A 12120-nucleotide genomic window follows, 5' to 3' on the forward strand; every position below is an offset into this window, starting at 1 on the left:
CGTGTAGTCCGACTTGCTGGGGTCCTGCGCGTGCGGCAGGACGCTGGTGATGTCCACGATCGTGGCGTCTTCCAGCTCGGTCGTGAAGAAGTGCTCCTGCTTGCCGTCGATGGACGTGCGGTACCACTTCACCTCGACCTTGGGCAGCATTTCACCAGCGGCCAGGGCCTGGTACATGAGCGGCGTGGCCTTGTTCAGCGCGCTGGTGAAGATGAAGGGCTTGTGCACGCGCTGGCCCGAGGGCTGGCCGCTTTGCGGGTCGGTCGGGGTATTGACGCGGTGCTCGATCTCTTGGACCAGGATCTGGTCTTCGTGGCCTTCCACGTAAACGTTGCCGACGGAGTCGGCGGTGAAGGCGCCCTGGGTGATGTTGCCCTGGGTCTTGCCGGTGATGCTGATATAGGCGGGGGTAGGCATTGACGGATTCCTTGTCGTCGTGAGGCCTGATGAGGCCGGAAGCATCCCGAAGGTGGGACGCAACGACATATGCGAAATCCGTGCCAGGTTTGTTTTTTGGAAATAAACCCAAGCAAAATCAATGCGCTACGAGATTTCCAGACGTCGATCTGGTTGCATCTCGCGACCACAGCACCGAAAAACCCGGCGGTTTAACGGAATATCGGGCCAGATTTGACCCGATCTTTTCCAGGCCATTGATAAATAAGGACTCTGATCGGGCCAAAATTGGCCCGACCGGGTCAAATCTGGCCCGGTCCGTCCTGCGAATCCGGTTCAGCCCCCGGGTAGCAGACCGCGTGATCCTCGCAGCCGTCGCAGCCGGGCGCGGCGCCTGCGGGCAGGCCGGCGTGTTCGCGCGCCGAATAGGCCAGGAATTTCTTCCATCGCAGGTTGTGCACATTGCGCAGCACCAGCCCGGGATAATGCCGCGCCAGCAGCGCGGTGACGTCTTCGCGGCCGGACAGGCCCAGGTCGCGCCACAGGTGGTCGGGCCGCAGACAGGCGTGCGCCAGGATGCTGGTGACCCATTGCGTCGTGTCCGGTCCCGGCGCGCCATAGGCGTCCAGCAGCACGCGCATCAGCAGGGTGAAACCGGGTTGCGGGTCGCCCAGGCCGCTCTTGAGATAGGCGGGAAACTGCTCGCGCAGCGCGGACAGCGCGTTGTCGTGGCCAGTCAGCGCGCCTGGGAACAGGTAGTCGGTCAGCGCCTGCAATTCGGCGGGCGTCAACCCGCTGCGCGCCAGGTTTCCATGGGCCAGGCTGGTTCCGATGACCGCGGCGAAAAACCCCGCATCGGGATGCACGGGTGGAGCATGGCGCAGCAGCGCGCGCGCAAACCGCTGGGCGTCTTCGGCGTGGGAGGGCGGGGCGGGGGTCAGTAAGGCTTCCATGGGCGGAATTGCGTCGGCGGCAGCTTAATTAATCTGTTAACTAAACGTTATGGGGTGGAATATATAACGGATGCCGGGCGAGTTCTTGTCGCCGCGCATGAAATCGGTGTCGGGATATACCCCAGGTGCAGAGACCCGGCGGTATCATCGGCCTCCTTTTCAATCCGCAGCACCTTATCCCCGCATGCCGCGCCAATTCCGCCCCGTTGTTCCCCGCTACGCCGTTTCCCGTATGTTTGGCGCCGTCGCCCTGGCGCTGGCCGGCATGGCGGCTTTGCCTCCGCCCGCCGCCGCCTACGACATCGGCGCCGTCATCGAGTCCATGCGGCTGTCCCGCTACCCGCTGCGCGAACCGGAGCGCCGCGCCTGGGGCACCGAGAACGTCAAGGACGCGATGCTGGTCGGGCAGATGGAAAACCGGCTGTACCTGTATCGCTACATCCGGGAAGGCGGCAAGGAATTCCGGCTGGACTTCCGCTCCCAGCCGCTGGTGATCGACCCCGCGCAGTGGAAGGCCACGCGCGAAGAAAACGTGACGGTCAGGGCGCCGCGCGGCGACGAGGCCTTCTACTGGGTGAGCTATTCCTACAGCGACGCCACGGATGGCGAGGCGCGGGGCTTTCTGGTGGACGGCAAGGGCGAGGCGGCCACGGTGATCGCGAACGCGCAGCGCGTGGTCATCACCGGCAGCCGGCCGTGGGACGAGGCGCGCCGCGCCGAGGCCCTGGCAACGCTGCGCCCGGCGCTGGCGGACTATCCGGCGCGCCTGAAGGCGCTGCCCGCCGACGTGCGCTTCGAGCACCAGGCGGTGCTCGACGTGACGGCCACTTTTCGCACTCTGCATCAGGTGGCGCGTGCCATTCCGCGGGCAAAGACGGCCGAATTCGGCCGCGCGCTGGCGGACCTGCGCCGCTTCGTCATGGAGCAGGACTACCGCGAGATCGATCCCGGCGGCAAGGACGCGCAAATGCTGACCGCCTTGAACGACTATGGCTTCTGGCTGGCGGAATCGGGCGACGCGGCGCAGGCGGACCGCATTCTCAGCGACGTGCTGCGGCGCGATCCGGCGCGCACGGCGGCCTACCTGAATCGCGCCGACGCGCGCTGGACGCGGGCCGCGAAGGCGGGCGACAAGCGCGGCTACTTCGAGGCCCTGGCGCGCGAGGATTACCGGCTGTATTGCACGCGCCGCCTTGCCGCCAGCGAGCCGATACCCGGCCCTGTCGCGGCCCGGATCGGCGCAGCGCTGAATGAAAGGGCGCTGGACGCGGGCGTCTGCCGGCCGCGCCTTGCGATCTTCAAGGCCATCGCCGACGGCGACCTGGACGCCGTGCGCGCCGAACTGGCGGCCGGCCAGGATCCCAATGGCGTCAATGAAAACGGTACGTCGGCGCTCGCGGCCGCCGTGTCGCGCAAGCAGGCCGGGATCGTGCGCGCATTGCTGGACGGGGGCGCCAAGGCCGACGGCCCCAACAATGGATTCGTGCTGCTGGGCAGCGCGCTGCCGGACGCCAGGGACACGCGTCCGGCGGCCGAACGCTATGCGCTGGCGGACATGCTGATCGCGGCGGGCGCGCCGATGAACGCCCTGGATTCCAGCGGCACGACCCTGCTGATCCGGCGCATTTCCTACTACAGCGAAAACAAGGACAACCTGTCCTACCTGCTGGACAAGGGCGCGGATCCCAACGCGCCCGAGAAGAACGGGCGCACGCCGCTGCACGCCGCGCTGCAGAACCCGAAGAATTTCTGGTTCGCCGAAAAGCTGTTGGCCAAGGGGGCGGATATCAATGCCGCCTATATCCGCATGTACTACGGCAGCAGCCCCATGTGGGAAACCCCGTTGCTCGAAGCCTTGCGTGAATCGCCATCGGGATCGCTCACGCCCACGGCGCAGTATGCGGTGCCGGCGCGCGTAACCTTCGCGCTGGCCCATGGGGCGGATGCCGCGGTGGGCGGATACGCTTCCGGCAAGGCGGTCGAGCGCAACGGCTTGAACGAGGCGCTGTCCCTGGCGGTGCGCTACCTGCAGCCGGAACTGGTGGACCAGTTGGCGCAGGCCGCCGGCAAGCCGCAGGCGCCGCTGACTACGGAAGCGATGTCCAGCCTCCTGAGAATCTGGAATGACGTCGAAACCCGTGCGGCCGCCGACAACGACGGGCCGCTATGGGATGGCCAGCGCGCGCGGCTGCGCGCCATGGCCGACCGCCTGCTGGCCGCCGGCGTGCCGCTGACGGACGCGGGCGACGCCACGGGCCTGCTGCGCAACCGCATCGCGCCGCTGAGCCTGCCGTGGCTGCCCGACGACCTGTACGAGGCGTGGCTGAAGGCGGGCGCGGACGCATCCGATCGCAGCGATCCGGACTTTCGCATCGCGGGCGTCGCGGCGCCGGACGTGCTGCCGCTGGTGACGATGCTGAACCTGGGCCAGGAATCCAAGGCAAGGATGCTGCTGGAGCATGGCGCCGGCATGGCCCGCACGCCGGCGCGTCGCGGCATGGCGGTAGCCGACGTTCTGGCCTGGCAGCTGGGCAACAGCGGCCCGGTCGGCCCGATGGGCGCGAACGCGGTGAAGCAGGTGCTGGAGGCCGCGAAGGCCGCCACCGGCTGCGACCTGCAGCAGCAGTCGCGCGTGCAGCCGTTCGTCGGCGTCACGGCAACCGAGCTGGCGCGGCGCGCAAACGTGAACCTGGCCGCGGCGGACCGCTAGGGCCTGCAGGCGCGCCGGGCGGAGCCCGCCGTGCCGGACGCCGCAGACGCGGGCCGGAGCGGTCACCCGGCCAAAAAAAATGCAGGCGCCCGGGGGCGCCTGCATTTTTTGCTTCAACGGCTGGCCGTCATTACATGGCGTGACCCATGTTGACGTTCATGTTGTACAGCACCCAGGCCGAACCGCCGACGATGATGGCGATGATCAGCACGGTGAAGACAAAGGCTGCCAGGTTGTCGCGGGCCGATTTCGATGCGCCCATGTGCAGGAAGTACACCAGTTGCACCAGCAACTGGAGCACGCACAGCGCCACCACGCCGATGATGGTGACGGTGTGGGACAGCGCGCCGTACATCACCAGGCCGAACGAGCCGAAGGTGAGCAGGAGCGAGAGCACGAAACCGATGATGTAGGACTTCAGGCTGCCATGGTCGGCGGCGTGATCGTCGTGGCCGTGTGCGGCCGCAGCGGAGTGCGACATCAGAGGGCTCCCAGGAGGTAGACAAAGGTGAAGACGCAGATCCAGACGATGTCCAGGAAGTGCCAGAACAGGCTCAGGCACGCCAGACGACGCTTGTTGATCGAGTCCAGGCCATGGCGGCGGATCATGTCCAGCAGGACGATGATCCAGATCAGGCCGAAGGTGACGTGCAGGCCGTGCGTACCAATCAGCGTGAAGAACGCCGACAGGTAGGCGCTGCGGCCGGGACCGGCGCCGATGCTGATCAGGTGATGGAATTCATAGATTTCCATCGCGATGAAGCCCGCGCCGAACAGGAACGTGACCATCAACCAGCCCATTGCGCGGCTCTTGTTGTTGGCGTGCACGTTCAGGTTGGCCATGCCGAAGGTGAAGCTGGACACCAGCAGCAGCAGGGTTTCGACCAGCACGAACTTCAGGTCGAACAGTTCCTTGCCGCTGGGGCCGCCCGCGGTGGCGTTGGACAACACCGCGAACGTGGCGAACAGCACCGAAAAGATCAGCAAGTCGCTCATCAGATAGACCCAGAAACCGAAAACGGTCTTGGATCCATCGTCGTGATGCGCGTGATCGTCGTGACCCGCGTGGGGGTGAGTGGCTACGGCTTGAATCATGGCTCAGGCGGCCTTCTGCATTTTGTCAAAGTGAGCGTTTTCGATGCGTTCGACTTCCGCGGCCGGGACCCAGTAGTCGATGTCGCGGTCATAGGCGCGAACAATGAACGAACCGATCATGCCGACGAGGCCGGCGATCGACAGCCACCAGATGTGCCAGATCAGGGCAAAGCACATGACCAGGCCGAAGGCGCCGATGAAGACGCCGGCAGCGGTGTTGCGCGGCATGTGGATGTCTTCGTACTTGGCCGGGCGCTTGTACGCCTTGCCGTTCTGCTTGTCTTCCCAGAACTGGTCCAGTTCATCGACGTGAGGAACGTGGGCGAAGTTGTAGAAAGGAGCCGGCGAGGAAATCGCCCATTCCAGGGTGCGGCCATCCCAGGGATCGCCGGTGACGTCCTGGTTCTGCTTGCGCTGGCGCACGGAGACGAACACTTGTTGCAGCAGGAACCAGATGCCCAGCATGATCAGCGCGGCGCCGGCCAGCGCGACCAGCAGGTAGGGCTGCCATTCGGGGTTGTCGTAGTGGTTCAGGCGACGCGTCATGCCCTTGAAGCCCAGGATGTACAGGGGCATGAAGGCCATGAAGAAACCGACGAACCAGCAGTAGAACGAGTAGCGGCCCAGGCGCTCGTTCAGCGTGAAGCCGAACGCCTTGGGGAACCAGTAGGTCATGCCGGCGATGCAGCCGAACACCACGCCACCGATGATGGTGTTGTGGAAGTGGGCGATCAGGAACAGGCTGTTGTGCAGCACGAACGACACGCCGGGGATGGCCAGCATCACGCCGGTCATGCCGCCGATCACGAACACGATCATGAAGCCCAGCGTCCACAGCACCGGCGTCGTGATGCGCAGGCGGCCGCGGTAGATGGTGAACAGCCAGTTGAAAATCTTGGCCCCGGTCGGGATCGAGATGATCATTGTCGCTATGCCGAAGAAGGCATTGACGTTGGCGCCCGCACCCATGGTGAAGAAGTGGTGCAGCCAGACCAGGAACGACAGCACGCCGATGGCGGCCGTGGCGTAGACCATGGACTTGTAGCCGAACAGCGTCTTGCGGGCAAAGGTGGCAACCACTTCCGAATACACGCCGAAAGCCGGCAGCACCAGGATGTAGACCTCGGGGTGGCCCCAGATCCAGATCAGGTTCACGTACATCATGACGTTGCCGCCACCGTCGTTCGTGAAGAAGTGCGTGCCCAGGTAGCGGTCGGCCGTCAGCAGCGCCAGGGTCGCGGCCAGCACGGGGAAGGCGGCGACGATCAGGACGTTGGTGACCAGCGAGGTCCAGGTGAAGATCGGCATCTTCATCAGGGTCATGCCAGGCGCGCGCATGCGCAGGATGGTGACGATGAAGTTGATGCCGCTAAGCGTTGTGCCCAGCCCGGATATCTGCAGTGCCCAGATGTAGTAATCCACCCCCACGCTTGGACTGTAGTCCAGCCCGGACAGCGGCGGATACGCGAGCCAGCCGGTCGCGGCGAATTCGCCCACGAACAGCGAGATCATCATCAGCGCGACGCCGGCGCCGAACAGCCAGAAGCTCAGCGAGTTCAGGAACGGGTAGGCCACGTCGCGGGCGCCGATCTGCAGCGGCACCACGATGTTCATCAGCCCGGTGATGAAGGGCATCGCCATGAAGAAAATCATGATGACGCCGTGGGCGGTGAAGATCTGGTCGTAGTGGTGCGGTGGCAGGAAGCCGGCCGAATCGGCTGACGCGACGGCCAGCTGGGTACGCATCATGATGGCGTCGGCAAAGCCGCGCAGCAGCATGATCAGCGCGACGATGATGTACATCACGCCGATGCGCTTGTGGTCGACGGAGGTGAGCCATTCCGTCCAGAGGTACTTCCACTTCTTGAAGTAGGTGATGGCGCCGAAGACCGCTAGGCCTCCCAGGCACACGGCGGCCAGCGTAACCATGACGATAGGTTCATGGTACGGAATGGCCTCGAGGGTGAGTTTCCCGAGCATTGTTAGTTGATTCCTGCGATCAGATTATTCGACGTGGAAGTGCACGTGGCGGAGTCCACGCCGGCCATCTTGGTCATCGTGCTGCCCAGGATGAAATCGAACATGGCGGGCGGCGCCGACGAGTACTTCACGACCGGGTTGCGCTCGCTGCGCTTGGTCAGCTCCGCGTAGACCTCGGGGGTCAGGGCGGTGGGGGAAGCCTTGGCTTCCTTGACCCAGTTGTCGAAACCTTCCTGCGACATGGCGTGGGCCTTGAAGCGCATGCCGGAGAAACCGGCGCCGCTGTAGTTGGCCGAGATGCCGGCGTAGGTGCCGGCTTCACGCGCGTTCAGGTGCAGCTTGGTCTCCATGCCGGCCATCGAGTAGATCTGGCTGCCCAGCTGGGGGATGAAGAACGAGTTCATGACCGACGCCGAGGTGATCCGGAAATTCACCGGAACGTCCACGGGGAACGCGATCTCGTTGACCGTGGCGATGTCGTACTCGGGGTAGATGAAGAGCCACTTCCAATCCAGCGAAACCACCTCGATGGTCACCGGCTTGTGTTCGGACACGAGCGGCTTGTAGGGATCGAGCGCGTGCGTGGAACGCCACGTGATCACGGCAAGAATCGCCACGATGATACAAGGGACGGTCCAGACCACGACTTCGATCGCCGTGGAGTGGGCCCATTTGGGCTGGTAGTCAGCTTTGGTATTGGATGCGCGGTATTTCCAGGCAAAAGCCAGGATCATGACGATGACTGGAATCACGACGATGAGCATCAGCCCCGTCGCCGTGAACAGCAAAGTCTTTTCCTGGGCGCCAATATCTCCCTTGGGGGAGAGGATTTCCATGTTGCAGCCGCCAAGCAGCATGACCGCGCCGACGCCAAAAATGCGCGTAAGGGTCGCAAGGAGGGGGTGTTTCACGTACAGCCTTGGATGGAAGGTGGGAAATGCTGCAGGGCAGCAGACTGGAATGCTGCTAGGCAGCAACGTCCATCCTATCGGTTTGATTTGGGTCAAGCCTGCGACGAATGGTCGCATTGCCTGGGAGAAATCCGCCCCAAGGGGGCCAGATTCAGGGTTTTCCTAGGGGAGCAGAAGCCCCGAGGGGAGGGGTGGGGGTGCGACGATATGTCGCACCTGCACAAGCGGGGGTTGCAAGGATGTGTCGCAACCGCACAAATCAGTCGACCAGGACTTCGCGTTCCGGCCCCGGTTTCTTCGCCAACTTGCGCTGGAGCGACCGCCGGTGCATGCCCAGGAGGCGCGCCGCCGCGGAAACATTGCCGCCGGTTTCGTGCAGGGCCTGGTGGATGTGCTCCCATTCTAGGCGGTGCAGCGGCGTCATGGTCGTTTCGATCGTAACCGTTTCCGGCTTCACCAGGCCCAGCGTGCGCAGGATCATGGGCGCCGTGGCCGGCTTGGGCAGGTAGTCGTCCGCGCCGCGCTTGATGGCCTCGACCGCGGTGGCCACGCTGGCGTAACCGGTGACCAGCAGGATCCGCATGTCCTCGCGCAGGGCGCGCAGCGGGCGGATCAGGGTCAGGCCGGAATCCTCGCCCAGGCGCAGGTCCACCAGGGCGAAGGCGGGGCGGATTTCCTCGGCCACGCGCAGCGCCTCGGCGATGCCGGTGGCGGTGCGGGTTTCCAGGCCGCGGCGCGACAGGCTGCGCTGCAGGGTGCGCACGTAGAGTTCGTCGTCGTCGATCAGCAGGCCAAGGTCGTTTGCATTCATCACATTCAGGTCCCGGGGTTGCCGAGAGGCAGGTAAAAGCGGATGCGGGTGCCGCCGCCGTCGGCCGCGGTCATGGTCATTTCGCCGCCCATCTGTTCGACGGTGGCATGCGACAGCGCCAGGCCCACGCCCAGTCCTCCCGGCTTGCCGCTGTTGAACAGGCTGGTCGCGGGCAGCAGGGTCTGGTCGGGGTCGAAGCCTCGCCCGTAGTCCCGGACTTCGCCGCGCAGCGCGCCATAGCCATATTCCAGATGCAGGTGCACGCGTGGGGCTTCGGCGGCTTCGCCGGCGTCCGCCGCGTTGTTGAGCAGGGCCTGCAGCAGATGGGCGATGGCCGGGTCCACCCGAAGGCTGGTCGGCAGCGTCCCGGAGCGCTGCAGGTCGATGGTCGGGCGGATCAGGCGCCATTGCCCCACCACCCGGACCAGATCCACCGCTGTTGGGACCGCCAGGTTGCGGATCCGTTCCCGGCACAGGGCCAGGAGCTGGCTCAGGGTGGCCACATCGGCGCGCAGGTCTTCGTCGTCCTGGACCTCGGCGGCGATCTCGTCGGTCAGCAGGGTCATGGTGGCCAGCGGGGTGTTCAGTTCATGCGCCATGGCGGCGGCGTGGGTCGCCAGGGCGACGATGCCCTCGTTGCGGGTGAAGCGCTCGCGCAGGCGGGCCAGTTCGCGTTCGCGGGCGCGCAGGTCCGACGCCAGCCGGGTCGAGAACACCAGCACCACCACGACCGAAATCAGGAAATTGGCGCCCATCCCCCACAGGAGCAGGGTGTGGGTGTCGACGTCGCCTCGCAGGGGCTGGCCGAAGATGGCGGCGGCGACGTACCCCAGCACGCCGGCCAGCGCTGCGGCCAGGGCCCAGTTGCGCGGCAGCGCCAGGGCCGCCAGCGCGGTCAGGATCAGGAACATCGTGCCGAACGGATTGCTGATGCCGCCGCTCCAGCCCACCATCCAGGCCAGCACGCCCATGTCGATGAGCAGATGGCCGAATGCCGTGGCGTGGGAGAGATCGCGGGGATGCCGCAGGCGCAGGCTGGCGTAGACGTTGAAGCCGATCAGCAGGCCCACGCCCAGCCACAGCGGCTCCAGCGGCAGGTCCAGGCCCAGCACGCTGCTCGCCAGCAGGATGGTGGCGGCCTGGCCCGCGATGGCGAGCCAGCGCAGGCTGCAGAGGGTACGCAGGAATGAAAAGGCGGAACTACCGGGCATATCCAGACACAGAGGCGCCGGCGAGCCAGCCGGCAGTTACGGGCGCCCGGCTGCGCGGAACGCTGGCATCCGTCGCGCGGCGGGAGTAGCCGGCTGCCGCCTGGCCGGGTGGGGCGCGGGCGGCGGATGTGCAGGCATTGTATGGTGAATTGGGGAGGGACGCAGGTCGGAGGGAGGGGCTATGCGTCCCTGATAATCGCCGGCGTCAGTGGATGGCGGACGCGCCGCTGTGGGCCATCGCGGGAGGCGGGTAGTCTTCCTGGTCGGACGCCATCTGGCCCTGCGCCTGGGCCTGGCGCAGTTCCTGTTCGACCTGGGCGCGGCTTTCGGACGTGCCCGAGGCCACGGCGGGCGGGTAGTCTTCGTCGCCGAAGGTGTACTGGCCGGTGGCCTTGGCCCGGGCCAGTTCGGCGCCGACCTGGCTGGCGGACTTGGCGGCGGGGGCGGGATAGGCGACGCGCCAGTCGCCGTAGAGGTCGCGCTGGTACTGCGTGGCGGGCGTGGGGGACTGGGCCTGGGTTTGCGCCTGGGCCGCGCCGGCGGCGGCAAGGCCGGCGCACAGCAGCAGGGTGGTGGTGAAGGTCTTCATGAAACGCTCCTGGCAATCAAAGCTTGCGGCCGATGCGGCCGCGCCGTCGTCCGCGATGCTGCCGGCGGGCGATTTCCTGGATGCGGGCGATGCTTGCGGAAGCGGAACCAGCGCGCTCCCGTGTTTTCCTGTTCGACCGGGCGCGCGCGGCGGCGTTGCGCGAAATGCGGTCCGCCGGCAAAGAAGGTATTTCAAGCCTGAAGCATAGGTGTCAGTCCGCTTTCAGGGGGACAGGCGCCGTGCGGACGCCGCCGTGTCGCCAGGCGGGCGGACAAGAGGCGGGAGCCGGCCCGGCCGGCGCCCGATGTCGCCTATCTATATATGATCAGTGGCCATGTCCGGCGGCGGGCGCGGCGGTCGCGTTCAGCGGCCGCGCCACCGCGTCCACGGGCACGCGCCGCTGCTGGCGCGAGGCGTCTTCCACGACCAGCGTGAGCTGCACGTGGTCGCCGGGCGCGATCTGCCTGGCCAGGTCGATCAGCATCACGTGGTAGCCGCCGGGCTTGAGCTCGACGGCCTGGCCGGCGGGCAGGTCGATGCCCGGCACCTGGCGCATCTTCATGACGTTGTCCTGCATCGCCATTTCATGCACCTCGACGTGCTTGGCCGCCTGCGACTCCACGGCGACCAGCCGGCCGGGCGCCGCGGACGTCAGGCGCATGAAGACGCCCGTGGCGTGCTGGTTGGGCACGGTGGCGCGCACCCAGGCGTCCTGCACGGACAGGCCGGCATCCTGGGCCAGGGCGGAATGACTGAAGCCCGCCAGCGCCAGCGCGAAGACAGCGGCCAGGGGTTTGATCGAAATCTTGTTCATGATGGTTTCCTTTGCGGGGTTCAGAGCACGGTGCGCAGGTCTTGCGCGCATTCCTGCGCGGTCTGCTGATGGCGCAGGGCGATGCGCAGCTTGCCCTCGGCGTCGATGATGTAGGTTAGCGCGGTGTGGTCCATGGTGTAGGACGAGCCGGTGGGGACCTTCTGGTAGAACACCTTGAAGGACTGGGCGGCGGCGCGGGTCTGTTCCGCCGTGCCGCGCAGTCCCACGAAGCCGGGATCGAAGGCCTGGGTGTAGGCGCGCAGGATCTCGGGCGTGTCGCGTTCGGGATCGACGGTGATGAACAGGACGCGCAGTTTGTCGGCGTCCTTGCCCAACAGGTTCTTGATCTCGACGGCGCGGGTGAGCGCCGTCGGGCAGATGTCGGGGCATTGCGTGAAGCCGAAGAACAGCATGACGGGATGGCCGCGGTAATCGGCCAGCCGGCGTTCCTGGCCGTCCGTGTCTTGCAGCAGGAAATCGCCGGCCGGCATGCCGGACAGGTCCATGCCGTTGAGCGGCGGCGCGTCCTGACCGCAGCCGGCCAGGGCCAGCAGGGCAAGGGAGGACAGCAGCAGGCGCCGCCGCGGGTCGGGCGCGGCGGCGCGCGTCGCGCCAACGGGCGCGCGCGGGAAGAGGGAATGCATGAGAAC

Annotated in this window: 12 protein-coding genes; 1 reads left to right on the forward strand and 11 read right to left on the reverse strand. The window is 66.1% G+C overall.

The window, feature by feature from the left end; genetic code table 11:
- Together ABE485_RS30260 and ABE485_RS30265 are read right to left on the reverse strand one after the other, a co-directional pair.
- On the reverse strand, window positions 1–417 hold a 417-nt coding region (locus ABE485_RS30260), incomplete at its 3' end, for an Hcp family type VI secretion system effector (RefSeq protein WP_346517298.1).
- A 281-nt stretch (window positions 418–698) separates the two neighbouring features.
- Window positions 699–1349, reverse strand: coding sequence for a nitrogen fixation protein NifQ (locus tag ABE485_RS30265; RefSeq protein ID WP_346518947.1), 651 nt, complete (start codon window positions 1347–1349; stop codon window positions 699–701).
- Window positions 1350–1581: 232 nt separating this feature from the next.
- On the opposite strand from ABE485_RS30265, the gene ABE485_RS30270 reads away from it, so the two are divergent.
- Window positions 1582–4059 carry an ankyrin repeat domain-containing protein gene (locus ABE485_RS30270; protein WP_346518948.1) on the forward strand — a complete coding sequence of 826 codons (2478 nt, stop codon included), beginning with the start codon at window positions 1582–1584 and terminating at the stop codon, window positions 4057–4059.
- A 130-nt stretch (window positions 4060–4189) separates the two neighbouring features.
- On the opposite strand, the gene cyoD is transcribed toward ABE485_RS30270, so the two are convergent.
- The 9 genes from cyoD to ABE485_RS30315 form a co-directional block, all read right to left on the reverse strand.
- Window positions 4190–4540, reverse strand: a complete 351-nt coding sequence (cyoD, locus tag ABE485_RS30275) for a cytochrome o ubiquinol oxidase subunit IV (protein WP_346518949.1) — start codon at window positions 4538–4540, stop codon at window positions 4190–4192.
- Complete coding sequence (gene cyoC, locus ABE485_RS30280; protein WP_346518950.1) at window positions 4540–5154, reverse strand: cytochrome o ubiquinol oxidase subunit III; 615 nt, start codon at window positions 5152–5154, stop codon at window positions 4540–4542. The genes cyoD and cyoC overlap by 1 nt, the downstream gene beginning before the upstream one ends.
- Window positions 5155–5157: 3 nt before the next feature.
- Window positions 5158–7134 carry a cytochrome o ubiquinol oxidase subunit I gene (cyoB, locus tag ABE485_RS30285; RefSeq protein ID WP_346518951.1) on the reverse strand — a complete coding sequence of 659 codons (1977 nt, stop codon included), beginning with the start codon at window positions 7132–7134 and terminating at the stop codon, window positions 5158–5160.
- Window positions 7135–7136: 2 nt separating this feature from the next.
- Window positions 7137–8045 carry a ubiquinol oxidase subunit II gene (gene cyoA, locus ABE485_RS30290; protein WP_346518952.1) on the reverse strand — a complete coding sequence of 303 codons (909 nt, stop codon included), beginning with the start codon at window positions 8043–8045 and terminating at the stop codon, window positions 7137–7139.
- A 259-nt stretch (window positions 8046–8304) separates the two neighbouring features.
- Complete coding sequence (locus ABE485_RS30295; RefSeq protein WP_076516270.1) at window positions 8305–8856, reverse strand: response regulator transcription factor; 552 nt, start codon at window positions 8854–8856, stop codon at window positions 8305–8307.
- A 5-nt stretch (window positions 8857–8861) separates the two neighbouring features.
- On the reverse strand, window positions 8862–10067 hold the full coding sequence (locus tag ABE485_RS30300) for an ATP-binding protein (RefSeq protein WP_346518953.1): 1206 nt from the start codon (window positions 10065–10067) through the stop codon (window positions 8862–8864).
- A 205-nt stretch (window positions 10068–10272) separates the two neighbouring features.
- Window positions 10273–10656, reverse strand: coding sequence for a DUF4148 domain-containing protein (locus ABE485_RS30305; protein ID WP_346518954.1), 384 nt, complete (start codon window positions 10654–10656; stop codon window positions 10273–10275).
- A gap of 325 nt (window positions 10657–10981) precedes the next feature.
- Window positions 10982–11470 carry a copper chaperone PCu(A)C gene (locus ABE485_RS30310; protein WP_346518955.1) on the reverse strand — a complete coding sequence of 163 codons (489 nt, stop codon included), beginning with the start codon at window positions 11468–11470 and terminating at the stop codon, window positions 10982–10984.
- 20 nt (window positions 11471–11490) lie between these two features.
- Complete coding sequence (locus tag ABE485_RS30315; protein WP_346518956.1) at window positions 11491–12114, reverse strand: SCO family protein; 624 nt, start codon at window positions 12112–12114, stop codon at window positions 11491–11493.
- Between the last annotated feature and the right edge of the window lie 6 nt (window positions 12115–12120).

The organism is Achromobacter spanius (genome assembly GCF_039673305.1).
GTDB lineage: Bacteria > Pseudomonadota > Gammaproteobacteria > Burkholderiales > Burkholderiaceae_B > Achromobacter > Achromobacter spanius_F.

Bases quoted from the DNA above. Each gene is read 5' to 3' on its own strand.
- ABE485_RS30265 (WP_346518947.1), bottom strand. From the start codon at position 1,349: ATGGAAGCCTTACTGACCCCCGCCCCGCCCTCCCACGCCGAAGACGCC.
- ABE485_RS30270 (WP_346518948.1), top strand. From the start codon at position 1,582: ATGTTTGGCGCCGTCGCCCTGGCGCTGGCCGGCATGGCGGCTTTGCCT.
- cyoD (WP_346518949.1), bottom strand. From the start codon at position 4,540: ATGTCGCACTCCGCTGCGGCCGCACACGGCCACGACGATCACGCCGCC.
- cyoC (WP_346518950.1), bottom strand. From the start codon at position 5,154: ATGATTCAAGCCGTAGCCACTCACCCCCACGCGGGTCACGACGATCAC.
- cyoB (WP_346518951.1), bottom strand. From the start codon at position 7,134: ATGCTCGGGAAACTCACCCTCGAGGCCATTCCGTACCATGAACCTATC.
- ABE485_RS30295 (WP_076516270.1), bottom strand. From the start codon at position 8,856: ATGAATGCAAACGACCTTGGCCTGCTGATCGACGACGACGAACTCTAC.
- ABE485_RS30300 (WP_346518953.1), bottom strand. From the start codon at position 10,067: ATGCCCGGTAGTTCCGCCTTTTCATTCCTGCGTACCCTCTGCAGCCTG.
- ABE485_RS30305 (WP_346518954.1), bottom strand. From the start codon at position 10,656: ATGAAGACCTTCACCACCACCCTGCTGCTGTGCGCCGGCCTTGCCGCC.
- ABE485_RS30310 (WP_346518955.1), bottom strand. From the start codon at position 11,470: ATGAACAAGATTTCGATCAAACCCCTGGCCGCTGTCTTCGCGCTGGCG.
- ABE485_RS30315 (WP_346518956.1), bottom strand. From the start codon at position 12,114: ATGCATTCCCTCTTCCCGCGCGCGCCCGTTGGCGCGACGCGCGCCGCC.